Source organism: Bradyrhizobium sp. CCBAU 11386 (genome assembly GCF_028128955.1).
Taxonomy (GTDB): Bacteria; Pseudomonadota; Alphaproteobacteria; order Rhizobiales; family Xanthobacteraceae; genus Bradyrhizobium.
On record NZ_LBKA01000259.1, the window covers coordinates 22,537 to 49,194 of the forward strand.

The 26,658-nt window shown below is 64.3% G+C and carries 26 protein-coding genes and 1 pseudogene; 14 read left to right on the plus strand and 13 right to left on the minus strand.

The window, feature by feature from the left end; genetic code table 11:
- The first annotated feature begins 2 nt into the window (after positions 1 to 2).
- The 3 genes from hyi (at position 3) to XI09_RS40660 (ending at position 2,184) form a co-directional block, all read left to right on the plus strand.
- On the plus strand, positions 3 to 788 hold the full coding sequence (hyi, locus tag XI09_RS40650) for a hydroxypyruvate isomerase (RefSeq protein ID WP_271571933.1): 786 nt from the start codon (positions 3 to 5) through the stop codon (positions 786 to 788).
- Between the two features lie 12 nt (positions 789 to 800).
- Entirely contained in the window at positions 801 to 1,688 is an 888-nt protein-coding gene (locus XI09_RS40655) for a 2-hydroxy-3-oxopropionate reductase (RefSeq protein WP_271571934.1), read from the plus strand.
- 112 nt (positions 1,689 to 1,800) lie between these two features.
- Positions 1,801 to 2,184, plus strand: coding sequence for a DUF1236 domain-containing protein (locus XI09_RS40660; RefSeq protein ID WP_271571935.1), 384 nt, complete (start codon positions 1,801 to 1,803; stop codon positions 2,182 to 2,184).
- 36 nt (positions 2,185 to 2,220) lie between these two features.
- Here the strand turns inward: XI09_RS40660 and XI09_RS40665 are convergent, their stop codons facing one another.
- The 3 genes from XI09_RS40665 to XI09_RS40675 all read right to left on the minus strand — a co-directional run bounded on the left by XI09_RS40665 (position 2,221) and on the right by XI09_RS40675 (position 3,845).
- Entirely contained in the window at positions 2,221 to 2,598 is a 378-nt protein-coding gene (locus XI09_RS40665; RefSeq protein WP_271571936.1) for a VanZ family protein, read from the minus strand.
- A 76-nt stretch (positions 2,599 to 2,674) separates the two neighbouring features.
- Positions 2,675 to 3,283, minus strand: coding sequence for a thiamine pyrophosphate-dependent enzyme (locus XI09_RS40670; RefSeq protein ID WP_271571937.1), 609 nt, complete (start codon positions 3,281 to 3,283; stop codon positions 2,675 to 2,677).
- A 10-nt stretch (positions 3,284 to 3,293) separates the two neighbouring features.
- A complete protein-coding gene (locus XI09_RS40675; RefSeq protein WP_271571938.1) occupies positions 3,294 to 3,845 on the minus strand; it encodes a thiamine pyrophosphate-binding protein in 552 nt (183 codons plus the stop codon).
- Between the two features lie 251 nt (positions 3,846 to 4,096).
- Between XI09_RS40675 and XI09_RS40680 the strand changes: the two genes are divergently transcribed.
- From XI09_RS40680 to XI09_RS40690, 3 genes are all read left to right on the plus strand, one after another.
- Positions 4,097 to 5,146 carry a hydroxyacid dehydrogenase gene (locus XI09_RS40680; RefSeq protein WP_271571939.1) on the plus strand — a complete coding sequence of 350 codons (1,050 nt, stop codon included), beginning with the start codon at positions 4,097 to 4,099 and terminating at the stop codon, positions 5,144 to 5,146.
- A gap of 115 nt (positions 5,147 to 5,261) precedes the next feature.
- Positions 5,262 to 5,702: a flagellar basal body rod protein FlgC gene (locus tag XI09_RS40685; RefSeq protein WP_271572163.1), complete on the plus strand. Its 441-nt coding sequence runs from the start codon at positions 5,262 to 5,264 to the stop codon at positions 5,700 to 5,702.
- Between the two features lie 192 nt (positions 5,703 to 5,894).
- A complete protein-coding gene (locus XI09_RS40690) occupies positions 5,895 to 6,107 on the plus strand; it encodes a hypothetical protein (RefSeq protein WP_271571940.1) in 213 nt (70 codons plus the stop codon).
- 3 nt (positions 6,108 to 6,110) lie between these two features.
- On the opposite strand, the gene XI09_RS40695 is transcribed toward XI09_RS40690, so the two are convergent.
- The 4 genes from XI09_RS40695 to XI09_RS40710 all read right to left on the minus strand — a co-directional run bounded on the left by XI09_RS40695 (position 6,111) and on the right by XI09_RS40710 (position 11,292).
- Positions 6,111 to 6,689, minus strand: a complete 579-nt coding sequence (locus tag XI09_RS40695; protein ID WP_271571941.1) for a GNAT family N-acetyltransferase — start codon at positions 6,687 to 6,689, stop codon at positions 6,111 to 6,113.
- 6 nt (positions 6,690 to 6,695) lie between these two features.
- Positions 6,696 to 9,053 carry an Orn/Lys/Arg decarboxylase N-terminal domain-containing protein gene (locus XI09_RS40700; RefSeq protein ID WP_271571942.1) on the minus strand — a complete coding sequence of 786 codons (2,358 nt, stop codon included), beginning with the start codon at positions 9,051 to 9,053 and terminating at the stop codon, positions 6,696 to 6,698.
- A gap of 101 nt (positions 9,054 to 9,154) precedes the next feature.
- The gene (locus XI09_RS40705; RefSeq protein ID WP_271571943.1) at positions 9,155 to 10,471 is read right to left on the minus strand and encodes a hypothetical protein; all 1,317 of its coding nucleotides are present in this window, start codon (positions 10,469 to 10,471) and stop codon (positions 9,155 to 9,157) included.
- A gap of 341 nt (positions 10,472 to 10,812) precedes the next feature.
- A complete protein-coding gene (locus tag XI09_RS40710) occupies positions 10,813 to 11,292 on the minus strand; it encodes an Lrp/AsnC family transcriptional regulator (RefSeq protein WP_028172194.1) in 480 nt (159 codons plus the stop codon).
- Positions 11,293 to 11,433: 141 nt separating this feature from the next.
- Between XI09_RS40710 and ald the strand changes: the two are divergent.
- Positions 11,434 to 12,548 (plus strand): annotated as a pseudogene (ald, locus tag XI09_RS40715) (alanine dehydrogenase).
- 145 nt (positions 12,549 to 12,693) lie between these two features.
- Here the strand turns inward: ald and XI09_RS40720 are convergent.
- From XI09_RS40720 to XI09_RS40730, 3 genes are read right to left on the minus strand one after another with little or no spacing between them, the layout of a single operon-like run.
- A complete protein-coding gene (locus XI09_RS40720) occupies positions 12,694 to 14,604 on the minus strand; it encodes a flavin-containing monooxygenase (RefSeq protein ID WP_271571944.1) in 1,911 nt (636 codons plus the stop codon).
- Complete coding sequence (locus XI09_RS40725; protein WP_271571945.1) at positions 14,601 to 15,248, minus strand: TetR/AcrR family transcriptional regulator; 648 nt, start codon at positions 15,246 to 15,248, stop codon at positions 14,601 to 14,603. Before XI09_RS40725 ends, XI09_RS40720 begins: the two co-directional genes overlap by 4 nt.
- Positions 15,245 to 16,738: an AMP-binding protein gene (locus XI09_RS40730; RefSeq protein ID WP_271571946.1), complete on the minus strand. Its 1,494-nt coding sequence runs from the start codon at positions 16,736 to 16,738 to the stop codon at positions 15,245 to 15,247. The genes XI09_RS40725 and XI09_RS40730 overlap by 4 nt, the downstream gene beginning before the upstream one ends.
- Before the next feature lie 171 nt (positions 16,739 to 16,909).
- Here XI09_RS40730 and XI09_RS40735 point away from each other — a divergent pair, with 171 nt between their 5' ends.
- The 7 genes from XI09_RS40735 to XI09_RS40765 all read left to right on the plus strand — a co-directional run bounded on the left by XI09_RS40735 (position 16,910) and on the right by XI09_RS40765 (position 23,201).
- On the plus strand, positions 16,910 to 18,169 hold the full coding sequence (locus tag XI09_RS40735; protein WP_271571947.1) for an ABC transporter substrate-binding protein: 1,260 nt from the start codon (positions 16,910 to 16,912) through the stop codon (positions 18,167 to 18,169).
- Between the two features lie 90 nt (positions 18,170 to 18,259).
- Positions 18,260 to 19,162, plus strand: a complete 903-nt coding sequence (locus tag XI09_RS40740) for a branched-chain amino acid ABC transporter permease (RefSeq protein WP_271571948.1) — start codon at positions 18,260 to 18,262, stop codon at positions 19,160 to 19,162.
- Complete coding sequence (locus XI09_RS40745) at positions 19,159 to 20,178, plus strand: branched-chain amino acid ABC transporter permease (protein WP_271571949.1); 1,020 nt, start codon at positions 19,159 to 19,161, stop codon at positions 20,176 to 20,178. Before XI09_RS40740 ends, XI09_RS40745 begins: the two co-directional genes overlap by 4 nt.
- 2 nt (positions 20,179 to 20,180) lie before the next feature.
- Entirely contained in the window at positions 20,181 to 20,936 is a 756-nt protein-coding gene (locus XI09_RS40750; protein WP_271571950.1) for an ABC transporter ATP-binding protein, read from the plus strand.
- Positions 20,933 to 21,646, plus strand: coding sequence for an ABC transporter ATP-binding protein (locus XI09_RS40755; protein ID WP_271571951.1), 714 nt, complete (start codon positions 20,933 to 20,935; stop codon positions 21,644 to 21,646). Before XI09_RS40750 ends, XI09_RS40755 begins: the two co-directional genes overlap by 4 nt.
- A 166-nt stretch (positions 21,647 to 21,812) precedes the next feature.
- Positions 21,813 to 22,031 carry a hypothetical protein gene (locus tag XI09_RS40760; protein ID WP_027546306.1) on the plus strand — a complete coding sequence of 73 codons (219 nt, stop codon included), beginning with the start codon at positions 21,813 to 21,815 and terminating at the stop codon, positions 22,029 to 22,031.
- Between the two features lie 111 nt (positions 22,032 to 22,142).
- Entirely contained in the window at positions 22,143 to 23,201 is a 1,059-nt protein-coding gene (locus XI09_RS40765; RefSeq protein ID WP_271571952.1) for a YeiH family protein, read from the plus strand.
- 143 nt (positions 23,202 to 23,344) lie between these two features.
- On the opposite strand, the gene XI09_RS40770 is transcribed toward XI09_RS40765, so the two are convergent.
- Genes XI09_RS40770 through XI09_RS40780 form a run of 3 tightly spaced genes read right to left on the minus strand, consistent with a single transcriptional unit; the run spans position 23,345 to position 26,537 of the window.
- Positions 23,345 to 24,217, minus strand: coding sequence for an ABC transporter ATP-binding protein (locus XI09_RS40770; RefSeq protein ID WP_271571953.1), 873 nt, complete (start codon positions 24,215 to 24,217; stop codon positions 23,345 to 23,347).
- Positions 24,214 to 25,119 carry an ABC transporter permease gene (locus XI09_RS40775; protein WP_442869657.1) on the minus strand — a complete coding sequence of 302 codons (906 nt, stop codon included), beginning with the start codon at positions 25,117 to 25,119 and terminating at the stop codon, positions 24,214 to 24,216. Before XI09_RS40775 ends, XI09_RS40770 begins: the two co-directional genes overlap by 4 nt.
- Positions 25,116 to 26,537, minus strand: a complete 1,422-nt coding sequence (locus XI09_RS40780) for an ABC transporter substrate-binding protein (protein ID WP_271571955.1) — start codon at positions 26,535 to 26,537, stop codon at positions 25,116 to 25,118. Before XI09_RS40780 ends, XI09_RS40775 begins: the two co-directional genes overlap by 4 nt.
- Positions 26,538 to 26,658 lie beyond the last annotated feature (121 nt).

Below are 26,658 nucleotides of genomic sequence, written 5' to 3' on the forward strand. Positions count from 1 at the left end.
TCATGCCGAAGTTTGCCGCCAACCTCACCATGCTCTTCAACGAGATGCCGTTCCTCGACCGCTTCGCCGCGGCGAAGGCGGCGGGCTTTGCCGGGGTCGAGTATCTGTTTCCCTATGATTTCGACAAGGCGCAGCTCCGCGAGCAGCTGGAGGCCCACGGGTTGACGCAGGTGCTGCATAATCTCCCCGCCGGCAATTGGGCAGCGGGCGAGCGCGGCATTGCGATCCTGCCCGATCGCGTCAGCGAATTCCGCGACGGCGTGTTCCGCGCCATCGACTATGCCAAGGCGCTCGATTGCGAGCAGCTCAACTGTCTCGTCGGCATCGCACCCGATAATGCCGATCCGCGCGAGCTCAACGAGACGCTGGTCGGCAATTTGCGCTTTGCCGCCTCGACGCTGGCGCGGGAGAACATCAAGCTGCTGGTCGAGCCGATCAACACGCTCGACATTCCCGGCTTCCATCTCAACGGCACCGAGCAGGCGGTGCAGCTCATCTCGGAAGTGCGGTCGAACAATTTGTTCATCCAGTACGACATCTACCACATGCAGATCATGGAAGGCGATCTCGCCCGCACCATGCAGGAATATCTCCCCCAGATCGCCCACATCCAGCTTGCCGACAATCCCGGCCGTCACGAGCCGGGCACCGGCGAGATCAACTATCCCTTCCTGTTCCGCCATCTCGACGCGATCGGCTATCGCGGCTGGATCGGCTGCGAATACAAGCCGCGCACGACGACGCTGGAAGGCCTGTCCTGGCACGCGGCGCAAACCTTCGAGACCTGAGGAAATTTGGACATGATCGACATCGGCTTTATCGGACTTGGCACCATGGGACGGCCGATGGCCGGCCATCTTCTGGCCGCGGGCCATCGCGTGCTCCTGCATGACGTTGCGCCGGTGTCGCCCGAGCTGATCGCGGCGGGCGGCGTTGCCTGCAAGTCGGGCAAGGAGGTCGCGGAGGCGGCGGATGCCGTCATCATCATGGTGCCGGATACGCCGCATGTGGAGGCCGTGCTGTTCGGCAAGGACGGCGTCGCGAGCGGCATCTCCAAGGGCAAGATCGTCGTCGACATGAGCTCGATCTCGCCGCTGGCGACGAAGGAGTTTGCCAGGAAGATCGAGGCGCTGGGCGCGGAATATCTCGACGCGCCGGTGTCGGGCGGGGAGGTCGGCGCCAAGGCGGCGAGCCTCACCATCATGGTCGGCGGCCCCGAGCGCGCCTTTGGCACCATGAAGCCGATCTTCGACAGGATGGGCAAAAACGTCACGCATGTCGGCGCCAATGGCGACGGCCAGACCACGAAGGTCGCCAACCAGATCATCGTCGCGCTGACGATCGAGGCGGTGAGCGAAGCGCTGCTGTTCGCATCCAAGGCCGGCGCGAACCCCGCGCTGGTGCGCAAGGCGCTGATGGGCGGCTTTGCGTCGTCGCGGATTCTCGAAGTGCATGGCGAGCGCATGGTGAAGCGCAATTTCGATCCCGGCTTCCGCATCGAGCTGCACCAGAAGGATCTCAATCTCGCGCTCGAAGGCGCGCGCGCGCTCGGCCTGTCGCTGCCGAGCACGGCGGTGGCGCAGCAATTGTTCTCGTCCTGCACCGCGCATGGCGGCAAGGGCTGGGATCATTCGGCGATGGTGCGCGCGCTGGAACTGATGGCGGGGCACGAGATCGTCGCGGCGTAAGTGTTACGCAGTAACACTCTCCAGATTTGGCGTGTCTTTCGTCGCGCGGGAACCGGAACAATGCTCCGTTCCCGCGGTTGAAGGCGCACGACAAACACTGGAGGGTGTGAACATGAAGACTCGTCTTGCGATTTCGTTGGCTGCCGCGTCGCTGCTGGCGTCAAGTGCAGCCTTTGCCCAGTCGACGACCGAGGAAGGCGCCAGGAGCGGCGCACGCGCGGGCGGCGATATCGGTGGCCCGGTCGGAGCGATGGTCGGCGGCACCGTCGGTGCGGCCGTCGGCGCCGGCCTGGAGATCCCGAATGCGATCCTGGGCGGAATTCCGCGCGATGACTCCGTCGTGATCCACGAGCGCGTCGTGGTCGGCGAGCCGCTGCCCCCGACCGTGGTGCTGCGTCCCGTGCCGAACTACACCGAGTACCGCTATGCGGTCGTGAACGACCGCCGCGTGATCGTCGAGCCGCGCACGCGTCGCGTCGTCAAGATCATCGACTGATCATAGGCGTCGAGTGAAAACGGGCCCTGCGGAGCGTCACTCCGCGGGGCCTTCGCTTGCGACGGATACGCTCGCGCGTAGGCGTGTCATGACCCAATCGGCTGCGGCTGCGAGCGCAAAGCCGGCGCAGGCCGTGGCGGCATCGACCAGAAAATCCTCCAGCCGTGCATGGCGCCCCGGCGCCCAGAACTGCATCAGCTCGAGCAGGCCGATCAGGATGACCGAGACGGCCGCCGCTGCCAGGCGTCGCTTCCGATAGGCGAGGCCGAACGCCAGCCCGACCAGGATGAAGGCGAGCGCATGCTCGCCGTCCTGGCCGAGGTCGGAATGGGGACGCAGGCCGGGCGGACCGAGGGTTGCGAAGGTAACGGCGGCGGCGAGCAGCCAGGCAAAGGCACGAACCAAAATGGACATCCGCACCGCTTAGCACGGATTTTGCGGGCCTGCCGCGGGCTGCGGATCAGATCGTCGTGTAGTTAATGACGAAACGTTAAAGTGGCTCGCGCACGCCGAGGCCGTGCATGAAACGCTCCCGGATCTGCACGGGATCGCGCCTTGTGGTGCCGACGCCGGGCTTGTCGTCGATGCGGACCGCGATCAGGCTCGGCTCGGAGGCCAACATGGCCTCCTCGACCAGGCGCTCGAAATCCTCCTCGTCGGCAGCCCAGGCGCTGTTGGCGAGCCCCGAGCCGATGGCGATGGCGACGATGTCAGCCACACCGGCGGCCGGCGTCGGCTGCGCGCCGGTGATCTGGTAGATGCCGTTGTCCATCACGATCATGATCAGGTTCTTCGGCCTCAACATCGCAATCGTGGAGAGCGCGCCGAGCTGCATCAGCAGCGAGCCGTCGCCTTCGAGCGCGAAGACACGGCGCTCGGGCTGCGCCAGCGCGACGCCGAGCGCGATCGGGAAGGCGAGCCCCATGCTGCCGAGCATGTAAAAGTTCTGCGGGCGGTGGCCGGCGGCCCAGAGGTCGAAATTGGTGTTGCCGATGCCGCCGATCACGGCCTCCTCGTGCTTCAGCTTTCCGATCAGGCGCGAGGTCACGTCGAAGCGGTTCATCACCTTGGTGTTGCGCGTGTTCATGTTTGAACTCATTTGGCCGGCCTCACTTGTCGAAGACCTTGCCGCCGGTGAGCAGCGGGTTGAGGATCAGCGCCACCGGCGCCTGCGTGGTGACGGCCTGCTTGATCGAGCGGTCGGCGATGAATTCGAGCTCGTCGAGCCGGGTGATGGTGTGGTGCTCCAGCGCCAGCGAATCCAGCACCGGGCGCATGGTGCGGCAGACCAGCGACTGGCCGTAGTTGAACTCGCCGAGCGTGCCGCGTTCGGAGACGAACATGATCAGCGGAATCTGGTAGGGCACCGCGAGCGAGGCCAGCACGTTGGCGAGCGTCGCAAAGCCCGAGGTCTGCATCAGGACCGCGCCGCGCCGTCCGCCCATCCAGGCGCCCGAGACGATGCCGACGGCTTCCTCCTCGCGGGCGGTGGCAAAGGTGGTGAAGAAGGGATCGGCATGCAGGTTCTTGATCAGCGGCGTCAGCACGCGGTCGGGCACGTAAGGGATCAGGCTGATCTCGTTCCGCTTCAGGGTTTGCAGGACGATGCCGTGCCAGCTTTTGTCGCCGGACCCCTGTGTCGCCTGTTCCGCAATCGCCATTGCGTTCTCCCTTCAGCCGCGCATGCTTCTTGATCCTTGCCATTGTCCTGGCCGTCGCGGCGATCTGCCGAACTTGACGCAGGCCGCGGGATTGTCAACATGTCCGGGCCGGCACCGTGATCTGCGCCAGACGGCCTGCCGAGGCCGGCACCGCCATGTCATATGTGGGCAAAGAAAGTGTGGGAGGAAGCACGGAGGGGGCGCGCGCCGCGCTGGCCTTGGCCGATCCCTGGAGAGCCGGAAGGGTCGTGATGTCGGTCAATAGCAAGCGTGTCGTCTACTCCAATTATTTGGCCAATCCGATCTATATCGACATCCTGAAGGCGCGGTCCGACGTCCGGCTCGATCGCATCGAGAACGCAAGCCCCGAGGACTTTTTCGCGCCGATCCTGAGCGCGGCCCATGTCTACCAGATCGGCGCCGCCCGCGACGAGCTCGCTCCGCATTTCCATGTCGATGCCGCCTTCCTGAAGCGGACGCCGAACCTGCTGCTCGTCTCCAGCAATGGCGCGGGCTTCGATCCCGTCGATGTCGAGGCCTGCACGGATGCGGGCGTCGTGGTCGTCAACCAGTCCGGCGGCAACGCCCATTCGGTCGCCGAGCATGCGCTGGCGATGATGCTGACGCTGTCCAAGCGCATCATCCAGTCCGACCGCCGGTTGCGCCGCGAGCGCAACGTCAACCGCAACGAGCTCGTCGGCAACGAGGTCGAGCACAAGACCGTCGGCATCATCGGCCTCGGCAATGTCGGCCGCCGCATCGCCGCGCTGTGCAAGGGCCTGCTCGGCATGAAAGTGCTGGCCTATGACCCGTATTTGTCGGCTGAGGTGATGGCCGAGCGGGGCGGTGAGAAGGTCGAGCTCGACGAGCTCTTGCGCCGCGCCGATTTCGTCTCGATCTCCTGCCCGCTCAACAAGGGCAGCCGCAACATGATCAGCGTGCGCGAATTCGCGCTGATGCAGCCGCATGCCTATTTCATCACCACGGCGCGCGGCTTCATCCACGACGAGGACGCGCTGCTCCAGGCTCTCCGCGACAAGCGCATTGCGGGGGCCGGTCTCGACGTCTGGTCCAAGGAGCCGCCGCCGCCCGAGCATCCGCTGCTCCAGTTCGACAACGTGCTGGCGAGCCCGCACACCGCAGGTGTGACGACCGAGGCGCGCCAGAACATGGGCCGCATCGCCGCCGAGCAGGTGCTGGAGACGCTCGACGGCAAGCGCCCGCCGCGCATCATCAATCCCGAGGTCTGGCCGCGCTACGCTGAGCGCTTCAAGCAGGCGTTCGGCGTGACGCCGGGGTAGGAGCGCGAAGTCTGATCGCGCTCCGATCGTTGGTTACGAGGCTGAAAACAGAAAGCGGCGGATTTTACCGATGCGGTGAATGAACGCGTATGACTTGTCCTGTAGATCAGGGGGCATGAGCATACTTTCGATTGCGACATCCGGACTTTCTGCGGCGAGCCTGCGCGTGAACGTGGCCGCGAGCAATATCGCCAACGTCAACACGACCGGCCCGCTGCCAGCATCAGGCGGATCGAGCACATCGGCCGGTGCGGGCATTGCTCCGACGTTTCCCGCCGCCTATGTGCCGCTGCGAGTCGATCAAGTCTCTCAATCGAGCGGCTCGACGCCGGGCGGTACGGTCGCGACCGTGTCGGCAGTTTCGCCGAGCTTTACCGTACAATCCGATCCAAGCGCTCCCTTCGCAAACCAGGACGGCCTGGTCGCTGCGCCGAATGTCGATCTCGCCAGCGAATTCGTTGAACTGGCGACCGCGAAGTACAGCTTCATTGCCAATGCGAAGGTCATTCAAGCCTACGCCGAGACGACAGAGTCGCTGCTCGATATCACGACGTAATGGTTGATGTCGGCCCGTGCGCCCCGTATCGCGCGCCTTTCGCAGGCTCTGGGCAGGGCGGGGCGGCTGACGGATCGAACCGACGCCTGGATCGGCAGCGGGAACCGTTGCCGGCTTTGATCCCGGTCAAAATCTCACTCCCGTATCCGGGCTAAATGGGATTAGAGTGCTGCCGGGGCAGCAGGAGGTGCCATGTCCACTTATGTCGTCAGGTTCATGAAGGACGTGCTCGGGGAGTACGGCCGGCAGATCGAGGTCTGCCAGGGCACGCTCGAGATCGATGCCGCCGACGAGGACGAGGCCAGGGAACGGGCGAAGGCGCGGTTTTGCAAGGACCAGGCGTTGTGTCACTGGTCGCTGCATGCCGATCGCATCCACGTCAGACCGGCTGACTTTCCCTCGTAGGGCTTACCGGCCGGGTGCCGTTGCGGGCGGCGGCGCGGTTGCGCCCGCGCCGAGCGAGCGTTGCACCATGACGGTGTCGGACCAGCGGCCGTGCCGGTAGGCGACGCCGCAGAGCAGGCCGGCGCGCGCGAAGCCGAACTTCTCGTGCAGCGCCAGCGAGGGCGCATTGTCGGCATCGATATAGCCGATCATCTGGCGGAAGCCGGCCGCCGCACAAACATCGACCAGTTCCTGAAGCAATAGCCGTCCGACCCCGCGGCCGAGATGCGCGTGGTGGACGTAGATCGAGTGCTTGGCGGTGTAGCGATAGGCCGGGCGCTTGCGGAACAGCACCGCATAGGCGTAGCCGACCACCTCGCCGCGATAGGTCGCGACCAGATGCGGCAGGCGGGTCTGCTTCAGGTTCTTGCGCCGGTCGCGCAGATCGTCCGGCTCCGGCGCACCGGTTCCCTCGACGTCGCGCGGCACGCCATTGCGGACGTGATGGCGGTAGATCGCCAGCATCGCCTCGACATCGCTCTCGCGCGAGGGGCGGACCAGGACAGGCTCGTCATCCGCGCGGATTGCGGCTGTTTCGTTCATCGGCACCTACTCGGCAACGACGTAAGTATAGAGCCCGATACGGCCCTGGGCATCGATCTCCTTGTAGACGCCCTGGATTTCGACGTCGAAGCCCGGGAACGTGTTGAAGCAGATCTCGAACATCTTGAGATAGTCGACCATGGGCTTGGCCCGTTCCGTCAACCGCTCGCCGGGCACGATGGTGGCGATGCCGGGCGGATAGACCACGAAGGGCGTGGTGGCGATGCGGCCCGCGATCGCCTCGATCGGCAGATAGTCGACGTCGTTGCGGAACAAATAGCGCGCGGCATCGCGGGGCGACATCGCGATCTCAGGCATGTGCTCGGGCATGAACTGCCGCGCCTGGAGCGCGCTGACATCGGCGGCGCGGAAGAAGCGGTGCATCTCGCCGCAGAGGTCGCGCAGCCGCACGCTGGCATAGCGTGCCTGCCGCCGCTGATGGAATTCCGGGATCGCGTCAGCCAGCAACGCATTGTCGTCGTGCAGCCTCTTGAAGGCGACGAGGCCGGAGATCAGCGTGCCGGCCTTGCTCGCCTCGACGCCGGGAGTGAGCAGGAAGAGCAGCGAGTTGAGGTCGTTCTTCTCGGGCACGATGCGGTTTTCGCGCAGATATTGCGCGACCACAGGGGCGGGGATGCCGTGCTCGGCATAGGCGCCGGTGGTGCGGTCGAAGCCAGGCGTGAGCAGCGTCAGCTTGTTCGGATCCGTCATGGCAAAGCCTTCCGCGAGATCGGGAAAGCCGTGCCAGTTGGTATCCGGGGAGAGCTGCCACAAGGCGGGATTGGTCGCGAGCTCGTCGGTCGAGAGCGTCTCCCAGGCGACATTGTGGGCGGCGCCGGGACGGCTGACGTCGGGAATGGTGACGCGATCCGGGACGAAGGGCTCGAAGAACCAGCGGCGGTCCGGGTTCTGCTCCTTCTCCTCGAACTCCCGGCGCATTGCGCGGATCTTCTTGCGCAGCTCGATGCCGAGCCGGATCGTGTCGTCCCACAGCACTTCGCCGGAACGCCCCTTCATCATCTGCGCGCCGACGTCGAGCGAGGCGAACAGCGGGTAGAACGGCGAGGTCGAGGCGTGCTGCATGAAGCTCTCGTTGAAGCGGCGGTGTTCGACCCGCCGCTTCTGGCCGCGGATGTGACGGTCCTTGATGTGGATCTGGGAGGCCTGCGAAAAACTCGCGAGCTGCTTGTGGGTCGACTGCGTCGCGATGATGCCCGGCGCTTCGGGGGGAAGATTGGCGAGGCCCATGGCGAAGCGGCCGGCATAGAGCGGGTGGAACTTCATGAAGCCGGCCCAGGCCTCGTCGAACAGGATGTACTCGCAGAGATGGCCGATGCGCTTCAGGATCATCTCGGCGCTGTGGATCGAGCCGTCATAGGTGCACTGTTCGACCACGGCGATGCGGAACGGCCGTTCCTTGCGCCAGGCGTCGCGATCCTTCACCAGCGGATGGTTGCGGATCGCCTCGCGCAGGGCCTTCTCATCGAGCACGTCCCAGCGCATCGGGCCGATCAGGCCCCAGGCGTTGCGAATGGTCGGAACGTAGACCGGGATGCCGCCATTGATCATCAGCGCGCCGTGATGGGCGGCCTTGTGGTTGTTGCGGTCGAACAGCACGAGATCGCCGTCGGTGACGAGCGCGCCGAGCGCGACCTTGTTCGAGGTCGAGGTGCCGTTGAGCACGAAATAGGTCTTCTCCGCGCCGAAGATTTGCGCGGCCTCCTTCTGCGCCTTCAGCGCCGGGCCCTCATGGGTGAGGAGGTCGCCGAGATCGAGCACGGAATTGTCGAGGTCGTCGCGGAACACGGATTCGCCGAGATGCTCGACGAAGACCCGGCCGATCGGGCTTCGATTGTAGAACACGCCGCCATTGTGGCCCGGACAGGTCCAGAGCTGGTTGCCTTCCTCGGCATAGTCGACCAGCGCGCCGAAGAACGGCGTCTTCAGCGTCTCGGCATATTGCTTGAGCCGGCTGATCAGGTTCTTGGCGATGAAGGTCGGCGTCTCCTCGGACAGGAAGACATAGCCGTCGATGAAGTCGAGCACCTCGACCGGCAAATCCTCGAAGCGCTTGCGCCGGATCAGGAGGATGATCGGGAAGTCGAGGCCGCGGCGCCGCATCAAATTGATCAGCGCCGAGGTCTTGCCCTCCAGGCCCTTCTTGCCCCAGTCCACCACCATGCAGCCGATCGCAGCGTCGGTCTGCACCGCCATCTCCGCGTCCTCCAGCTTGCGGGCCCGGACCACCTCGAAGCCGGAGCGCTGGATCTCCTCGATGATCTGGTTGAAGCGGACGCCTTCGAGGTCGTCGGCGTCGAACACGGGTGCGGCGAACAGGAAGTTGAAGCGCTTGAAATAGTCCATTGTCTGTCCCGAATGTACTGGAGACACAGCTCTCGGCACATTCGATGACAGTTGGATGACAGCGGTCGCGGTCGGCGTTTTCGCCTCTCCCCGCGGTCTCTTCAAGCGGCAAGTAAATAGATGGCCCAGAAAGCGATCGCGCCGACGGCGAATGTCGTCGGAGAGAATGCAACTGAATCGGGCTGCTCCGGGTCTTTCGCTTTGCGGTGCGTGTAAAGAGCGAGCTGCAGCAGAATCCAGCCATTCCCAATGACCGCCGGACCCATCAACGGCGCTGCAATGCCGTAATAGCTCAGATAGGCAATCACGCCATTGATCTGCGCGGCGATGGCGACCACGGAGAAGCGCGGCTTAAGGCAGGCCAGTATGATCGCCATGACTTCAAACGCGTAGAAATATCGGTCGTGCATTTTCGGCAGCACGAATGGCATCAAGAGCAGAGACAGGGCTGCGGCTGCGACCAGATTATCGAGCTTGCGCAGGTCTTTCGCCCGCGCGGCAACGATTGAGAATACGAGCCCTGCCGCGGCTGAAATGGCCATTCCGGCAGCTACACCGGGTCCATAGAACCGGTTTGGCACGAGCAACCACATGTTTGCTGCGTTCATTGACAGCCGGGCGTAGGTTTCAGCCTGATTGAAATAGACCGTCAGGATGTCGGAGAGAGATTGGCCAAGCAGCCAGGCGGGAGCCGCGACGGCGAGATAAACAATCGGAATCGTTGCAAGCCAAAGCCAATGGATCGTTCGCCTCAGCACGAGCGCGAAGATCAAGGGCGAAAGGAATATTGCCTGGGCCTTGACAGAAAATCCGGCGGCGAATGAAACGAGACCGGCCCGAGGTCTGTCTCGGGAAATGAAATATACCGATAGCAAAATGAAGAACGTCCAGATCGCGTCGGACTGACCCCAGACCGCACCGTTGAACAGAACGGTCGGTGCTAGCCAGACGGCCGCAAAGGCAACGGATGGACTGTAGATACGTTCTTTGTCGGACGCGACCAGGCGTGCTGCCATCAGCGCGCAGCCGAATTCGAAGATGAAAGAAATTCCTTTGATCAGGTGCCATGGTTCGAACAGCCCATGGAACGCGGTCGCCGCAACCAAAAGGTAGCTGTAAAACGGGGTGTAATCCGTGAATGTGTGCCCGAGACTGGCAAGACCGTGGCTGTGCGCGAATTCATACCAGGGCAGCAGGAACTCGGTCGTATCGTCGGTCACCTGATCGAGGGCTGCATATCGGCAGGCGAGGCCTGCAATAAAGCTAGCTGTGACGATCGTCCGGGCTAGCCATGCCACAGCCATGTGGATACGTGCCTGTGAGCCATAGGCGCCAAGGAGGAACCACCGATCCATCAGGCATGAGAACGTGGTCGGCGTTTCGTTTGGAGAAAGCTGCGTCTTGGAATGAAGTGCCACAATTCGTGCCCCTGCGCGCCGGTGGGAGCCCCTCCAGCAAAACGATCTTAAGTTGCAATGATAAGCGAATAGCTCTGAGCTACCCCTAAGCTCATTGGGTAAAAGACAGCTTAGGGTAAAGTGCAACTTAACGTGTACACCGGATCGGGCGCCAGCCAGCTTGGCGCCATTTCACGATCCCGCGCCAGCCCAAGCGGGACATGACGTGCCCGAAGAGAGTTCGAGCTCCTGATTTCTGGATTCGTCGAGTCGCGCGGGTAAGCTGGCTGATTTGGATGGAGCCGATGCCACCCGACTGCGGCGCGGGACGGCCTTTGCGGCGTTCGCAGGAGAGGGAACCGCTACCGCTTGGCCTCGCTGAACACCACGGTCGGCACGGCGCGGTTGACGACTTCGCGCAGCGCGAAGCTCGATTGCACCCGCGCGACGCGCGGCAGGCGGGACAGTTCGGTACGGTGGATGCGCTCGAAATCCTGGATGTCGCGGGCGAGCACGATCAGGATGTAGTCGTCGGTGCCCGACATCAGGAAGCAGCGCACGACGGAGGGGCATTTCACCACCTCCGCCTCGAACGCCTTCAGCGCCTCGTCGCTCTGGCTCTCCAGCGCAATGCGCACCAGCACCGTTGTGGTGAGGCCGAACTGCGCCAGGTCGAGCGCGGCCTGATAGGCCTGGATGTAGCCGTCGTCCTCCAGCGCCTTCTGGCGCCGCGCCAGCGCCGTGCTCGACAGGCCGACCTTGTTGGCAAGCTCGGTGTGACTGGCCCGTGCATTGGTCGTGAGTTCCGCGAGGATGGCGAGATCTTTCCGGTCGAGGGCCAATGTTTTGTTTCCAGCGTGAAAGGACGTTTCCGCGCCGGAAACCGGCGGGGAAAGGGCGAAACTAGCTGATATTTGCACGAAACCAAACTGGACCCGTCGCTACGATGACGCGGTGAATCAAGACGTTGGAAGGAGCCCAAGATGCGTGTCGGCGTGCCCAAGGAGATCAAGGTGCAGGAATATCGCGTCGGGCTCACCCCGGGCGCGGTTCGTGAATATGTCGCGGCCGGGCACCAGGTGACCGTCGAGACTGGCGCCGGCAGCGGCATCGGCGCTTCGGACGATGTGTATCGGCGGGCAGGGGCCGCGATTGCCGGGAGCGCCCGCGACGTCTTCGCCAACTCCGACATGATCGTGAAGGTGAAGGAGCCGCAGAAAAGCGAATGGGCCCAGCTCCGCGAAGGCCAGGTCCTGTTCACTTATCTCCATCTTGCGCCGGATCCCGAGCAGGCCAAGGGTTTGCTCGCCTCCGGCTGTACGGCGATCGCCTATGAAACCGTCACCGACGCGGCCGGCACCTCCCCCTGCTTGCGCCGATGAGCGAAGTCGCCGGCCGCCTCGCCATCGAGGCCGCCGGCGCCGCGCTCAGGCGATCGGCCGGCGGTCGCGGCTTGCTGCTCGGCGGCGTGCCCGGCGTGCAGCCGGCGCGGGTCGTCGTGCTCGGCGGCGGCGTGGTGGGAACGCAGGCTGCGCGCATGGCCGCGGGCCTTGGCGCTGAGGTCACCGTGATCGACCGCTCCATACCCCGGCTGCGCCAACTGGATGATCTCTTTATCGGACGCGTGCGCACGCGCTTTTCCACCATCGAGTCGGTCGAGGAGGAGGTGTTTTCCGCGGACGTCGTGATCGGCGCGGTCCTGGTGCCGGGCGCCAGCGCGCCAAAACTCGTCACGCGCGCGATGCTTAAATCGATGCGGCCGGGCGCGGTGCTGGTCGATGTCGCAATCGACCAGGGCGGCTGTTTCGAGACCTCGCATGCGACCACGCACACGGACCCGACCTACGAGGTCGACGGCATCGTGCACTATTGCGTCGCCAACATGCCGGGCGCGGTGCCGGTGACGTCGAGCCAGGCGCTGAACAACGCGACGCTGCCGTTCGGCCTGATGCTCGCGAACAAGGGCTTTGCGGCGGTGCTGGAAAATCCGCATCTGCGCAACGGCCTCAACGTCCACCGCGGCCGCATCACCAACAAGGCGGTGGCGGAAAGCCTCGGGCTGGAATTCGCGCCGGTGGAAAGCGGGCTGGCGGCCTGACAGGTCGCCAGTTCCGTCATTGCGAGCGCAGCGAAGCAATCCAGAGTGTCTCCGCGGAAAGATTCTGGATTGCTTCGCTGCGCTCGCAATGACGACGTGGGGAGAGATTGCGGTAACGCTATAGCCAACCTGCGTTAGCAGCAGGTCATCTCCTCGTCAGCCTGTACTGCCCCAGATCCGGGTCATGCGTCATGCGCCAGTAATCCACGAACCGCCACGGCATCGCCGAGAACACGCGGCCGCTCGAGTTGCGATAGTAGGTCGTCATGCCGGGATGGGTCCAGATCATGGTCTCGTGCTCGGCATCGACCTTGCCGACATAGTCGGCGAGCACGTCCGGGCGAACGTCGATGGCGGCGACGTCGCGTTCGATCATGTCGGCGAGACACGCCGAGATGTAGCGGCTCTGGCACTCCGACTGGAAGATGACGCTGCCGCCATGTGCCGGGCCCGAGTTCGGGCCGAGCATGCAGAAGAAGTTGGGGAAATCAGGCACGGTGAGGCCGAGGAACGCGGTCGGATTGTCGTTGCCCCAGGCTTCGCGCAAATTCCTGCCGTTGCGGCCGCTGATGTTGAGGCGCGCCGCCATCTCCGTGACCTTGAAGCCGGTCGCGACCACGATGATATCGGCAGGGCGGTGCTTGCCGTCTGCGGTGACGATGCCGGCCTGGTCGAAACGGTCGATTGCGTCGGTGACGAGCTCGACATTGTCCCGCCTCAAGGTCCTGAACCAGTTGTTGTCGAGCAGGATGCGCTTGCCGTAAGGAGGGTAGGTCGGCACGCATTTTTCGATCAAGTCCGGCCGGTCCTTCAGCTCGGTGAGGATGAAGTCGGTCAGCTCCTGCCGGTGCCGGTCGTTGCCCTTGTTGACGGCGCGCTCCGGATGCGGCCAGGCCGGGTCCTTGCGCAGGAACGGCAGGAGGCCGTCGCCGTAGCGCCAGAACATGTTGAAGCGATACCACTGCACATAGAACGGCAGATGCGCGAGCAGCCAGCGCGCGCCCTCGCTGATCGGGTCGGAATAGCCCTTCACCGGCCGCGCCCATTGCGCGCTGCGCTGATAGACGGTGACCGAGGCGACACGGCCGGCAATCGCCGGCACCAGCTGCATCGACGTCGCGCCGGTGCCGATCACGGCGACGTGCTTGCCGTCGAGATCGATATCGCCGGACCATAGCGCCGAATGCAGGATCGTGCCCTTGAAGTCCTCTTCGCCCTTGAAGTGCGCGCGGGAGGGATCGTTGAGCTGGCCGATGGCCGAGACCAGCGCGGTGGATTCGAAGGTCTCTTCGCCGTTCCCAGTCTTCAGCGTCGAGATCCAGCGCTTCTTGCCTTCGTCCCAGCGCGATGAGGTCAGCTCGGTGTTGACGCGCAGATGCTTGCGGATGCCGTATTCATCGGCGACCTTCAGGAGATAGCCGAGCAGCTCCTCGCGCTGGCAGAAGTACCGCGTCCACGCGTTGCGCAAGCCGAACGAATACGAATAGGAGTGGTTCGGCGTATCGACGCCGCAGCCGGGATAGCGGTTGATCCACCAGGTGCCGCCGAGCTCGTCATTCTTCTCGACGATGGTGTAGGGGATGCCGAGATGGCCGAGCGCCACGCCGAGCGCGATGGCGCAGACGCCGGCACCGACGATCAGAACGTGTTGTTCCGCGAGCTTGTCGTCGGAAGGACGCGCAGTCCACCGCGTCTCGCGCGGCACAAAGCCCATTTCCTCGCGCATCAGGGGCGCATATTCGGGCGCGACATGCTCGCCGAGGCAGGCGCGCATCATCTTCAGGAGCAGCTCTTCGCCGGGGTCGCTGACGACCGGCTGCGGCGTGCCATTGGCGAAGAGGTTGACCACCGCGGCGCGGATTTCGTCCCGGATCTCCTTCGGCACGCCGGCTTCGGGATCGGGAATGAGGCGGATGTCGCGCTTGGGCAGGTACGGCGGCTCGAGCCAGCGCGCATCGCCGGTCATGTGCACCAGCACCATCAGGAGGCAGCGAATGTCGCCTTCGGCGATCGCGGAGGCGATATCGAGCGGCTGGTGGGGAGATGCGATGTTCATGGCGTTCCCTGATCTCCGGATGAACTGAACAGGCCGCGCGTCATCAGCTTGCGATAGGCGGAGATGACGTGGTCGGGCACGGCGGTGACGCCGCCTCCCGAATAGGAGTAGCGGCGGCTGAGATAACCGCGCGCGCCCATCAGCATGTGGACGATCGCCTCGAACTCCTCGTCGCTGTAATCCTCGATCGCGCCGGCAAGGCGGGCGCGGCGCAGGATGCGCACATAGGCGACCGAGATGTTGTCGAGATGCTTCTGGTAGCCGATGGGCGCGAAGAACTCGGCCTCGTTGAGGATGCGCAGGAACTCCGGCACCTCGCGGATGAAGTCGAAGAAGGCGGAGAAGCGCTCGATCTCCTGCCGCGCCGCATCCGCCGTGCCGGTGCGGGCGCGGATGAACTCGACCATGTCGAGACCGATCTTGGGCAGCAGCTGGTCAAGCAGCTCCTGGCGGTTCTCGAAATGATTGTAGAAGGTGCCTTGCGCGACGCCGGCCTGCTCGGTGATGCGGGCGACGGAGGCTTCGGCATAGCCGTGCTTGCCGACGACCTTTGTCGCTGCGTCAAATATCTTCTGCTTGGTCCAGGCGTTACGCTCGACGCGGTTGAGCTTCGTCACTTTCGCCGCGGTGTCTGCTTGCGTCATTCAGAGGTCTCCAGCTCGGCGCGCAGCACGCGCTTGAGGATCTTTCCGCTCGGGTTGCGGGGCAGGCAGTCGCGGATGACGAGCTGCTTCGGCACCTTGAAGCTCGCAAGGCGCGCGCGGCAATGTTCGGTGAGGGCAGGGAGTTCGAGATTCGCACCTTCCGCCAGCACGACGATGGCGACCGGCCGCTCGCCCCAGCGCGTATCGCGCAGGCCAATCACCGCGACCTCGCGCACCTCGGATAGCTCGTAGATGACGCGTTCGACCTCGGAGGAGGCGATGTTCTCGCCGCCGGAGATGATCATGTCCTTCTTGCGATCCGTCAGATACAGAAAGCCCTCGTCGTCGAGATAGCCGACGTCGCCGCTGCGGAACCAGTCGCCGAAGAAAGCCGCGGCCGTCTTCTCCGGATCCTTCCAGTAGCCGCGCGTGATCTTCGGCCCGCGCAGGCAGATCTCGCCGTTGACGTTCGGCGGCAGCGTCCTGCCGTCCTCGTCGCGGATCTCGATCTCGACATGGGCGATGGCGCGCCCGGTCGAACCGATCTTCTCGATTTCGCGGCCGGCCTCCATGAAGGTGTCGCCGCCGACGGTCTCGGTGAGGCCATAGGCGTCGATGTAACGCGCATTACGAAAATATTCGGAGAAGGCGCGGATGCGTAGCTCCGGCGTCTTCTCGCCGCCGCCGATCGCCCATGTCAGGCTCGACACATCGTAGCGATCGCGGGTCGGGCAGGTCAGCATCGCGGTGGTCATCACAGGCGCGAACCAGGCGGCGTTGAGCCTGTCCTCGGCGATCGCCGCGAGCGCGGTCTCCGGCTCGAAATTGCGCTCGATGCGGATGAAGCCGCCATGCCAGAGCACGGCAATGCCGGGCAGGTCGAGCGCGCCGACGTGATAGAGCGGGCCGACGACGAGAAGGCGCGTCCCGGCACTCAAGGCCAGCGCGATCGTCTGGTCCGCCGACTTCCAGTAGAAATTATCGTAGGACAGCATCACGCCCTTGGGGCGGTCGGTCGTGCCCGAGGTGTACATCAGCCGCATCAGGTCGGACGGCGCGCGGACATGCATTGGCGCAGCCGTAGCGCCACCTGCGAGATGCGTGACACTCTGCTGCGCGGCCTCGTCGAGCGCGACGATCTTCGTGCCGGCGGCATTCGCGGCGAGCTCTTCATCGACGATCAACAGGCGCGCACCGGCATTGCCGGCGATGTAGCCGACCTCGTCGCGGGAGAGGCGGAAGTTGATCGGCAGGAACACTGCGCCGAGATGGCTGGTGGCGAACACCAGTTCCAGGAACGCCGCGCTGTTCTTCATCAGCACGGCCACGACATCGCCGGCGCCAATGCCTTGTGCCGCGAGCCAGCCCGCCACCTTGCGGATGCGCGCATCGAACACGGCATAGGAGATCTCCTCGCCGCGATATTTCAGCGCAGGCCGGTCCGGCGTGCGCCGGGCATGAAAGGTGATGAAGCTCGACAGGTTGATCATTGTGCGGGTTTGGGCCGGTTGCCGGCCTCATTTCCTCCCTTGATGAATTCTGACTCGTAATTCATCTTTGGCTTGACGTCACCCCCCTACCTCTGAAATCCTTGGGAACACGGAGACGAGACGATCTCCGACAGGGATTTGGACACGCCGACCCGACAGAGGGAGGAAAAAATGACGAGAACCCGCGGACCGGGCATCAGCCGCCGTTCAACACTGGCGCTGATGGGCGCCGGTGCGATGAGTGTTGCCGCGCCGTGGGTGGCGCGCGCCCAGGCCAAGACCATCAAGGTCGGCATGCCGACGATTCTGTCGGGCCGCGTGGCGCAGCTCGGCACGTCCTCGCGCAATGCGGTGATGCTCGAGGTCGACAAGGTCAATGCCGCCGGCGGCCTTGCCGGCCGCCCAATCGAGATGGTGATCCGCGACTCCAAGGGCCAGCCGCAGGAAGCCGCGCGCGTCTCGCGAGAACTCGTCAACACCGACGGCTGCGAGCTGCTGATCGATGCCGAAGCCTCGTCCGGCGCCTTCGCGGTGCACGAGGTCGCGCGTGATCTCGGCGTGTTCTGCATCCACACCAATTCGGAGACCTCGGCGCTGACCGCGGACCCCAAGCAGCATATTCCCAATGCCTTCCGCACCGCGCGGCAGGGCGTGCACGACTCCATCGTCGGCGGCAGCTATGCCGCAGCGATCGCCAAGGCCAAGGGCCTGAAGAAATGGGCGACCTGCTCGCCCGATTATGCCTACGGCCGCGACACCACGGCCGAGTTCACGCTGTACCTGAAACGCTTTGCACCTGATGTCGAGATCATCAGCGAGTCCTGGCCAAAGCTGTTCCAGCCCGACTACACCGAGGTGGTGACGAAGATCCTGCAGGCGAAGCCGCAGGCGCTGTACTCCTGCCTGTGGGGCGGCGATCTCACCTCCTATATCGACCAGGCCAACATCTACGCGATGTTCGGCCAGATGGAGGTGTTCGCGGTCAACATGGCTGACTACACCGCGCTCACCGTGGTGAAGAACCTGCCCAAGGGCATCCACTCCGGCAACCGCTACATCAAGACGTTCCCGACGACGCCGGAGAACGCCGCGTGGGGCGATGCCTACAAGGCGAAGTACAACGAATATCCGACCAACTGGTCGTGGGAGAACGCGACCGCGGTCATGCTGATGGCAGAAGCCGCGAAGAAGGCGAACTCCGCTGACGGCAAGAAGCTCGCTGAAGCACTGGCGGGTCTTACGATCAAGTGCCCGTTCGGCGCCGACGGCACCGTGACGATGCGCGCCGAGGACCACACACTCGTCGGCTACGCCATCGGCTGGGGCACCACGATCCCGCAGGAGCCCTATGTCCCCGAGGTCAAGGCCGGCGACTGGAAGACCATCTTCGAGCTCGAGGCCGAGTGGAAGAAGAGCAAGGGCTACACCTGATCGCGCGCGCGGCGGAGACGGGCGACCGTCCCCGCCGTTTTCGTTTGATTCTCCGCGCCGTATCAGGCGCGCCGCAATGAAAGTGCTCCCGTGGATCTCGACGCGCTTGCCGGCTGCCTCTCCAGCTCCGCCTGCCTGGTGACGCAAACCACCAGCGGCATCATCATCGGCATGCTGCTGTTTCTGGTGGCGGTCGGGCTGACCCTGATCTTTGGCGTGCTCAAGGTCGTCAATTTCAGCCACGGCGCCTTCTATATGTTCGGCGCCTACTTTGCGATGACGGCCTATCACCTCACCGAAAGCTTCGCGCTGGCGATGCTGGCGGGCGCGGCCGGCACCGCCATTCTCGGCCTGATCTTCGAGCGCGTGTTCATGAGCCGCGTCTATGGCGCCGACGTCTTGATGCAGCTTCTGGTCTGCTACGCCTTCGTGCTGATCTTCGATGACGTCGTGCGCATCATCTGGGGACCCGAATTCAAGTCGATGGGCATGCCCGCCGCGTTCCAGGTGATGCCGCTGTTCATCGCCGGCGGCGTGGTGCCGCCTTATTACCTGCTGTTGATCGGCATCGCGCTCGTCGCGGCGATCGTGCTCGGCATCGGGCTGTCGCGCAGCCGTATCGGCAAGGTGATCCGCGCCGCCGCGCACAATCCCAGCATGGTCTCCGCGCTCGGCATCAACACCGGCCTGATCTACGGCGGCGTGTTCGCGCTCGGCGGCATGCTGGCGGGGCTCGCCGGTGCGCTCGCAGCGCCGGTGCGGTCGCTGACCCCAGGCATGGGATTCTCGGTGCTGATCGAATCCTTCATTGTCACCGTGATCGGCGGCATGGGCTCGATTTTGGGCGCGCTGATCGGCGCGCTGCTGCTCGGCCTGATCCGCTCGTTCGGCTCGCTCGGCTTTCCCCTGTTCACGGAAGGCCTGATGTACCTGTTCATGGTGATCGTGCTGGTCTCCAAGCCCACCGGCCTGTTCGGCAAGGAGGCGGCATGACCGAGCTGGAGGCCGGACGCGCCGAGACGTTGGCGCCGGTGCGCAGCGGCGCGGCGCTTCATCGCTATCGCGACGTCCTGATCGCGCTGGTCGCCTTCGCCGTGCTGGCGAGCCTGCCGCTCTTGTCAGGCAGTAAGGCGCTGCTCGATTTCGTCATCCGCTGCTCGGCCTATGGCCTGTTCGCGACCTCGCTCAACCTCCTGGTCGGCTACACCGGGCTGACCTCGTTCGGCCATGGCATGTTCTTCGGCCTCGGCGCCTACAGCTTCGGCCTGATCATGCAGAAGATCGGCGTGCCGATTCCGGTCGCCTTCGTCGCGACGCTGGCCATCACGGCGCTCATCGCCGCGGTGATCGGCGCGATCTGCGTGCGGCTGAAGGAGATCTATTTCGCCTTCGTCACGCTGGCGTTCCAGATGCTGATCCACTCGACGATCCTGTCCTGGGCGTCCTTCACCGGCGGCGACCAGGGCCTGCGCGGCGGCATTCCGCGCCCCGCGTTCCTCGGCATCGATCTGTCCAACCACGTCCATCTCTATGTCGCGAGCTGCGCGCTTCTCGTCCTCGGCCTGCTCGCGATGCGCCAGATCGCGCAGTCGCCGTTCGGCTATACGCTGCGCATGATCCGCGACAACGCCGCGCGCGCGAGCTTCCTCGGCATCGACGTCTGGCGCGCAAAACTCACCGTCTTCGTGCTGGCGGCCCTGTTCGCGGCGATGGGCGGCATGGTGATGGCGCTGTTCGTCTCCGGCGCCTATCCGGAATTCGCCTATTGGACCATCTCGGGCGAGGGCATCTTCATCAACATGCTCGGCGGCGTCTCGACCTTTCTCGGGCCGATGGTCGGCACCGTATTGCTGCTGCTGCTCAACGACACCGTGACGCGGTTCACCGAGTACCACGGCATCGTGCTCGGCGTCGTCATCCTGTTCTTCGCGCTGGGCCTGCGCAAAGGCCTGCTCGATTTCGTCGCCGACTGGTTTAAGCAGCGGCGCGAGACAGGCGAGGAGCGCTAGCCATGCTTGAGATCCGCAACCTCGCAAAGTCCTTTGGCGGCGTGAAGGCGACCAACGACGTCACGCTCGACTTCCCTGACGGCTCGCTCACCGCCGTGATCGGCCCGAACGGCGCCGGCAAGAGCACCTTCTTCAACCTGATCACCGGCGCCTTGAGGCCGGATGGCGGCGAGGTGCTGCTCGACGGCGTCGATCTCGCCGGGCGTTCGCCGCCGGAGATCGTGCGCCACGGCATCGGCCGTGCCTTCCAGGTCGCCAGCATCTTCAAATCGCTGACCGTGCAGGAGACCATGCTGGCCGCGGTCAGCGCAGATCAGCGCTCGTCCGCCGTGCTGCACAAGCGGTTTCCGCTGCCCGAGACGCGCGACCGCGCCGAGCATGTGATGGAATTGTTGGGACTGTCCGGCAAGCGCAACCGCACCGCCGCGACGCTGTCGCACGGCGATCAGAAGCTGCTCGACATCGCGCTGGCCTTGGTGCTCGAACCAAAGGTGCTGCTGCTGGACGAGCCGACCGCCGGCATGGGCCCGGAGGAGCGCTGGCGCATGATCGACAAGGTGCGCGAGCTCTGGGAGCGCGAGAAGATCACCGTCGTCTTCATCGAGCACGACATGGACATCGTGTTCAAGATCGCACCGAAGATCGTCGTGCTCTGCTACGGTCGCATCCTCGCCATCGGCACGCCCGACGAGATCCGCAACAACAGCGCCGTGATCGAGGCCTACCTCGGCACCGAACATGCGGGAGCCGCCGCATGAGCACCGCCATCATCGAAGTCGCCGATCTCGACGTCTATTACGGCACCAGCCAGATCCTGTTCGGCGTCGGCCTGTCCGTGCGGCAGGGCGAGACCATGGCGCTGCTCGGCCGTAATGGCGCCGGCAAGTCGACGACCATGAAGGCGATCATGGGGCTGGCGCCGCCGCGGCGGGGCAAAGTCAGCCTGCGCGGCGCGGTGATATCAGGCTGGAAGCCGCATCACATCGCGCGCGCCGGGCTCGGCTTCGTGCCGGAGGACCGCCAGATCTTCCCGGAGCACACGGTCGAGGACAATCTCGTCATCGGTCGCAAGAAGGGACCGGAGGGCCAGGACGAATGGCCGATCAAGCGCATCTATGAAGTCTTCCCGCTGCTGGAGCCGCTGCGCCATCGCATCGCCGGGCGCCTGTCGGGCGGCGAGCAGCAGATGCTGGCGATCGCGCGCACGCTGATGGGCAACCCCGCGCTGTTGCTGCTCGATGAGCCGAGCGAGGGCCTCGCGCCGATCATCGTGCAGCGGATCGGTGAGCTTTTGCGCCAGCTCCGCCAGCTCGGTTCGACCGTGCTGATCGCCGAGCAGAACATGCATTTCTGCCTCGGCCTGGCGAGCCACGCCACGGTCATCGACAAGGGCCAGATCGTCTATGCCGCCGGAATCGACGAGCTGAAGGCCAACGAGGCGATCCGGCGGCGTTATCTGGCCCTGTAGCCTGGGCGCCGGTGTCCAAATAGGCCGGAAGAAGAAAACTATTGTCACGGGGGTGTCCGACGGAAGGAGTTTCCCCGTCGAGGCGCAAAAACGCCAATCGCTTCCATTGCCGTTTGGGGCCGAAACGACGACATTCCGTTCAGAATTTGATGGATTGGCGCAAGCTATGGAACGCACTGGATTTGAACCCTTCGGCGAGCAGCTGGTGTCCGCGACGGATACCCAGCCCAAGTCGCGCGCCTCGAAGCTCCTGTTGCGGGCCGGAACCACGCTGTTCTGGTCGCTGGTCGCGGGCATCGTGCTCGCGCGCGCGGCCTTCTTCGAGCCGGGCATCTATGACGGCTTCAGCCGCGTCGCCTCGCTGGCCAAGAACCTGATCTTCTGAGCCGGTTTATTCCGGGTCGAGGACAGAACTTCCCTCGGCCCTGATATGTCGAAAACTTATTTCCCAATTGGATCGTGCTGCGTATAAATCTTTCTCCTCTGGGAGAGATTTGTGTCGCAGAATCGAGCATCCAGCCCGGCCGGTGCCAAGCCGGCCACCGCCATAAGCCGCATTGCGGCGCTGATTCCGGGCATCCTCCTCTGCATTGCCGTTGCCGGCGTCTCCGCCCTGCTGGAGCGGGCGGAACTGGGCGTGTTCGAGCATCCCTATGTCGAGGCGCTGGTGATGGCGATCCTGCTCGGCATGGCCCTGCGGAGCTTCTGGAAGCCCGCGCCGCGCTGGCAGGCCGGCATCGCCTTCAGCGCAAAACAGCTGCTTGAAGTCGCCGTCATGCTGCTGGGAGCCTCGATCAGCTTCGCGGCCATCGCCGCCTCGGGCATCGCGCTGCTCGCCTCCATCGCCGCGGTCGTCGTGATCGCACTCTGCGTCTCCTTCGGTCTCAGCCGGCTGCTTGGCCTGTCGACGCGGCTGTCGATCCTGATCGCCTGCGGCAACTCGATCTGCGGCAATTCGGCGATCGCGGCCGTCGCGCCGATCATCGGCGCCAACAACGACGAGATCGCATCCTCGATCTCCTTCACCGCGATCCTCGGCGTGATGATGGTGCTGGGATTGCCGCTGCTGATTCCGCTGCTGCAACTCTCCGCCACGCAATACGGCATCCTCGCGGGCCTCACCGTCTACGCGGTGCCGCAGGTGCTCGCGGCGACGGTGCCGGCCGGCCTCGTCTCGACGCAGATCGGCACGCTGGTGAAATTGATGCGCGTGCTGATGCTCGGCCCCGTCGTCGTCGGCCTGTCCCTCGTCGCCTCGCGCTGGCAGAGCGACGCCAAGAAGACCAATGTCGGCTTCTTCCGCCTGGTCCCCTGGTTCATCCTCGGCTTCCTCGCGCTGGCGACGCTGCGCTCGCTGGAGATCGTGCCGGGCACGGTGGTCGGTCCGGTGACGAAGATCACCAGCTTCCTCACCGTTGTCTCGATGGCCGCACTTGGCCTCGGCGTCGACGTCCGCGTGCTGGCCAATGTCGGGGGCAGGGTGACGGCTGCGGTGACGCTGTCGCTGATGCTGCTGCTCGGCATCAGCATCGCGCTGGTGCAGTGGTTCAAGTGATTAGAGCGAAACTGCCGTAGGGTGGGCAAAGGCGCGAAAGCGCCGTGCCCACCATGTATCCACATTCATGATGAAGGTGGTGGGCACGCTTCGCTTTGCCCACCCTACTAGACCGTGATCCCCGCAAACGGGGCGAGGTTAAGTCAAATCACATCCGCCAGCGAATGCCCGTGCAGCTCGATGTTCAGGCCCTGCATGCCCATGTCGGTGATCTCGCCGCCCATCGCCTTCAGGCTCTCCTCGCGGATCAGCGACATCAGCCCGCGCCGCAGCGTCAGAAATTCCGACGACATCATCATCGATTGCTGGCGCGGCCGCTCCAGCGGGATCGGAATCTCCGCCTTGATCGAGCCGGGGCGCGCGGTCATGCAGTAGACGCGGTCGGAGAGGAAGATGGCCTCGTCGATGTCGTGGGTGACGAACAGCACCGAGATCTTCAGCCGCTGCCACATGTTGGTGAGGATCTGCTGCATGATGACGCGGGTCTGCGCGTCGAGCGCGCCGAACGGCTCGTCCAGCAGCAGCACCTTCGGCCCCGTCGCGAGTGCGCGGACGATGCCGACGCGCTGCTTCATGCCGCCGGAGAGCTTTTCCGGATAATGCTTCTCGAAGGCCTCTAACCCGGCAAGCCCGAGCAGTGTGCGCGCGGCGCGCTCGCGCTGGGAGCGCGGCATGCCGCGCATCTTCAGGCCGAACTCGACATTTTCCCGCACCGTCTTCCAGGGAAACAGCGAATATTGCTGGAACACCATGCCGCGCTCGGCGCTGGGGCCGTTGACGCGTTCGCCGTCGACGGTGACGATTCCGGTGGTGGGCTTGAGGAATCCCGCGACCGCGTTGAGCAGCGTGGACTTTCCGCAGCCGGAGGGGCCGACGATCGAGACGAACTCGCCGGGCTTCACATGGATCTGCGTATCGGTGACGGCCTGAACCGGTCCCTCGATGCTGTCATAGCTGAGGGAAAAATTCCTGACCTCGATATGGCCCTTCGACGGGTTCGCGAACATCTCGCTCATGTCGACCTCCACGGCATCACCAATTGTCCCGCGCCGCGGATCAACAGGCTCGATCCAAGGCCAAGCACGCCGATCGCGATCATGCCGAGCGCGATGTCGGCATACTGGACCAGCGAATAGGCCTCCCAGGTGAAGTAGCCGATGCCGTACTGCCCCGAGATCATCTCGGCCGCGATCAGCGACACCCAGGCGACGCCCATGCCGACGGTGAGGCCGGTGAAGATGTGCGGCAGCGAGGCCGGGAAATACACCTCGCGGAAGATCGACCGCTCGCGCGCGCCGAGACACTGCGCGGCGCGCACCAGCACCGGATCGACCAGCGACATGCCGTGCAGCGTGTTGACCAGGATCGGAAAGAACGAGCCGAGGAAGGTGATGAAGACGATGCTCTGCTCGTTGGTCGGCCACAGCATGATCGCCATCGGCACCCAGGCGATCGCCGGGATCGGCCGCAGCACCTCCGCGACCGGGAAGATGATCTCATGCACCAGCTTGAAGCGGCCCATGATCAGGCCGAGCGGCACGCCGACGATCGCCGCAAGCGAGAAGCCGATGAAGATGCGCCGGCAGCTCAAGAGGATATGCATCAGGAATTTCGGATCGTGGATCGCCTTGGTGAAGCTGGCATAGACCGCTAGCGGCGAGGGCACGTTGGTGAAGCGCACGAAGAACACGACCCGGTAGGTCGTCAGCAGGTGCCAGACCAGCAGGAACGCGATCAGCGAGGCGATGCCGATCGCGGTGGCGCGCAGCCGGCCCTGGTTCAGCCGGTACCAGCGCAGCGCGAGCGTGCCGAAGGAGGGCGGTGTCTTGGGCAGAGCGGCGGGCGCTGAGCCCGCCTCTGCGATTGCTGTTGCCTGCATGCTGTCCTCGGGATGTCTGAGGAGGGCGGGACTGCTCACGTCTTGCCTCCGCTGACCGCCGCCTTCACCGCGTCGTCGAAGCCGAGCACCTTGCCGCTGATCTTGGCGGCATGGGCTTCGGCATCCTTCTTCAGCAGGAACGGCGCGACCTCGTCATTGCCGACCGCGAAGAAGGCCTGGTCGGCGAACAGCTTGATGCCGCGGGTGGTGTCGAAGACATAGGCGACGTTGATCTTCTTGCCCTTGGCCTTGAAGTCGGCATAGGCGCCTAACGTGCAGGCGGCGGAGGCAAACGGCAGGATACCGGCGTCATCCACCCAGATCTCACCGGCCTTGCGCGGATCGGTGATCGGCTTCTTGCAGAAAGCGTCCTCGCCTGCAATTTCGTAATTCTTCGTGCTTCCAAGCTGCGCGTCATAGTCGAGCTTCATCTCGGCATAGGCCTTGCGGATGTAGCTGTCGTCGACCCACTTCTTCGGATCGAACTCCTTCATGCGGCCGAGATTCTGGAGCACCTTGACGTCGGTCGCGGCCGCATCGATCAGCGCCGGCTTCACCGTGGGATCGGTGGTCATGTTGCCGCTGGGGCCGAGGAAGATATAGACGACCTCCTTGTTGATGCCGGTCCATTCCTGGATCTTTTCGGCGGCGAGCTTGGGATCGTCGCGCAGCCACTGGTTGGCGGCGATCAGCGCCTTGAAGTAGGCGACGACGACCTCAGGATATTTCTCGGCGAAGTCGGTGCGAACCACGATGCCGTGGAAGGTCGGCAGATTGGTCTCGACGCCGTCGAAGATCTTTCGCGCGAAGCCGCGGAACGGCAGGAGCTCGGCGAAGGGGACGAAGTCGGCATGCGCGTCGATCTTCTTCTCCTGGAGATTGGTCGAGCCGACCTCCGGGCTCTGGCTGACGAGCTGGAAGAAGTCCGATGCGTAGCCGCGGTCCTGCATCGCCTTGAGCACCATGCCGTGCGCGGCGGAGCCGAAGGGCACGCTGACCAGCTTGCCCTTGAGATCGGCGAGGTCGTAGTAGGACGAGTCCTTGTGGACGACGAGGCCGTTGCCGGAGCCGGACAGGCTGTAGGCGGCAACACCGATCAGGCGGCTCTTGCTCTCGGGATTGCTCTCGAAGGTGAAGCCGTTCACGATCAGCGGATAGTCACCCATCATGCCGATCTGGAGCTTGTTCGCCATCATCGCATTGGTGACGGGCGGGCCGGACGTGAAGTTCTGCCACTCCAGCTCGAACTTGATGTTGGCGTATTTGCCGTCCTTCGGCAGGTACTTCTCGAGGAGATGGAGCTGGCGGATGACGACGCCGGCGGTCACGGTGTTGGTCGTGGTGTCCTGAGTTCCGATGCCCAGCGTGACGGTTTCCGCCGCGGCCGGCTGCGCGAGCATGAGCGCCAGCGACGTCACCGACATCGCGATCGAGAGCGTGGGAAGATGGCGGACCATTCTCATCCTCATTCGGTTGGATGTGCTGTGGTTGCCATGATTGGGTGAGGGCACGGGCAGGGCAAATCCGGAATGACCGCCGCAGTCGATTAGTTGCCGGGAAAAGCTGATTGCATACTCC

Excerpts from the sequence above, each read along its gene's own strand:
- XI09_RS40755 (WP_271571951.1), top strand. The coding sequence starts at position 20,933 with ATGAGCACCGCCATCATCGAAGTCGCCGATCTCGACGTCTATTACGGC.
- XI09_RS40670 (WP_271571937.1), bottom strand. The coding sequence starts at position 3,283 with ATGAGTTCAAACATGAACACGCGCAACACCAAGGTGATGAACCGCTTC.
- XI09_RS40690 (WP_271571940.1), top strand. The coding sequence starts at position 5,895 with ATGTCCACTTATGTCGTCAGGTTCATGAAGGACGTGCTCGGGGAGTAC.
- XI09_RS40695 (WP_271571941.1), bottom strand. The coding sequence starts at position 6,689 with ATGAACGAAACAGCCGCAATCCGCGCGGATGACGAGCCTGTCCTGGTC.
- XI09_RS40725 (WP_271571945.1), bottom strand. The coding sequence starts at position 15,248 with ATGACGCAAGCAGACACCGCGGCGAAAGTGACGAAGCTCAACCGCGTC.
- XI09_RS40780 (WP_271571955.1), bottom strand. The coding sequence starts at position 26,537 with ATGGTCCGCCATCTTCCCACGCTCTCGATCGCGATGTCGGTGACGTCG.
- XI09_RS40745 (WP_271571949.1), top strand. The coding sequence starts at position 19,159 with ATGACCGAGCTGGAGGCCGGACGCGCCGAGACGTTGGCGCCGGTGCGC.
- XI09_RS40770 (WP_271571953.1), bottom strand. The coding sequence starts at position 24,217 with ATGAGCGAGATGTTCGCGAACCCGTCGAAGGGCCATATCGAGGTCAGG.
- hyi (WP_271571933.1), top strand. The coding sequence starts at position 3 with ATGCCGAAGTTTGCCGCCAACCTCACCATGCTCTTCAACGAGATGCCG.
- XI09_RS40720 (WP_271571944.1), bottom strand. The coding sequence starts at position 14,604 with ATGAACATCGCATCTCCCCACCAGCCGCTCGATATCGCCTCCGCGATC.
- XI09_RS40665 (WP_271571936.1), bottom strand. The coding sequence starts at position 2,598 with ATGTCCATTTTGGTTCGTGCCTTTGCCTGGCTGCTCGCCGCCGCCGTT.
- XI09_RS40700 (WP_271571942.1), bottom strand. The coding sequence starts at position 9,053 with ATGGACTATTTCAAGCGCTTCAACTTCCTGTTCGCCGCACCCGTGTTC.
- XI09_RS40760 (WP_027546306.1), top strand. The coding sequence starts at position 21,813 with ATGGAACGCACTGGATTTGAACCCTTCGGCGAGCAGCTGGTGTCCGCG.
- XI09_RS40660 (WP_271571935.1), top strand. The coding sequence starts at position 1,801 with ATGAAGACTCGTCTTGCGATTTCGTTGGCTGCCGCGTCGCTGCTGGCG.
- XI09_RS40685 (WP_271572163.1), top strand. The coding sequence starts at position 5,262 with ATGAGCATACTTTCGATTGCGACATCCGGACTTTCTGCGGCGAGCCTG.
- XI09_RS40655 (WP_271571934.1), top strand. The coding sequence starts at position 801 with ATGATCGACATCGGCTTTATCGGACTTGGCACCATGGGACGGCCGATG.
- XI09_RS40730 (WP_271571946.1), bottom strand. The coding sequence starts at position 16,738 with ATGATCAACCTGTCGAGCTTCATCACCTTTCATGCCCGGCGCACGCCG.
- XI09_RS40750 (WP_271571950.1), top strand. The coding sequence starts at position 20,181 with ATGCTTGAGATCCGCAACCTCGCAAAGTCCTTTGGCGGCGTGAAGGCG.
- XI09_RS40680 (WP_271571939.1), top strand. The coding sequence starts at position 4,097 with ATGTCGGTCAATAGCAAGCGTGTCGTCTACTCCAATTATTTGGCCAAT.
- XI09_RS40735 (WP_271571947.1), top strand. The coding sequence starts at position 16,910 with ATGACGAGAACCCGCGGACCGGGCATCAGCCGCCGTTCAACACTGGCG.
- XI09_RS40675 (WP_271571938.1), bottom strand. The coding sequence starts at position 3,845 with ATGGCGATTGCGGAACAGGCGACACAGGGGTCCGGCGACAAAAGCTGG.